At 31.1% G+C, this 787-nt stretch carries 1 protein-coding gene; it reads right to left on the reverse strand.

Going from position 1 to position 787, the window contains the following annotated elements:
• Positions 1–787, reverse strand: a 787-nt coding sequence (locus MVE07_RS03525; protein ID WP_297454065.1) for a hypothetical protein, incomplete at both ends; no start/stop codon positions are given.

The following is a 787-nucleotide window of genomic DNA, read 5'->3' on the forward strand; positions in this document are numbered from 1 at the left end:
TCTTTGAATTTTTGTAAAAGGGGTTCAACTTCTTTTTCTACTTTTAATTGCTGGGTAATTTCTTTGTCTTTTTTGTTTAGCTCTTTGTATTCTGCCCTTAGTTTTTTTAATTGTTCTTCCAATTCCTGAATAAGCTCTTGCTGAGTATGTTTTTCCAGCGGTCTATCACATGTTGGACATTTTCCTTCTATGGAAGAAATATTTTCCAGTTTTTTCTTAAGCTCTTCCCCTGTTGCCTGTATTTTTGCTTTTTCTTGGGTAAGTTCCTCTTTTATTTTAGTTAGTTCTTCAAGTTTATCCTGATTATTTTTTATAAACTGTTCAATTGTTAGGGGATTGTCTTTCAAAATTAAATAGCTTTTTTTAAGTTTTAGTAATGATTGTAAAATCTCTGAGAGTTTGTCCAATATTTGCTGTTGTTTTTTCTGTATATTTGTGAGCTGCTTTTCAAGGGTCTGTTTTTCTGTTTGTATTTTTTGGAGTTTGGTAAATTCTTCCTGTAGTTGTTTTAGGTCTTTTTCTGCTTGTTCGTATCTCTCGCCGATTTCTTTTATCTGGCTGAGTTTTTGGGATTTCTGGTTATACTCTTCTATTTTTTCCTGTATATTTTTTTCTTTTTCCTGCAGTAGCTTAAGCTCTTGCAGTTTTGATAATTCTTCTTCCAGTTGTTTAAGATTTTCCACCTGTTTTTTTAGGTGTGGTAGTTTTTCTTTTTCTTTATTTATATGCTGAATTTTTTCTTCAAGGGATTTCAGGTTTTTGTGGCTAATATTTATTACTTCCTGTA

The organism is Persephonella sp. (assembly GCF_027023985.1).
In the GTDB taxonomy this organism is placed as follows: domain Bacteria; phylum Aquificota; class Aquificia; order Aquificales; family Hydrogenothermaceae; genus Persephonella_A.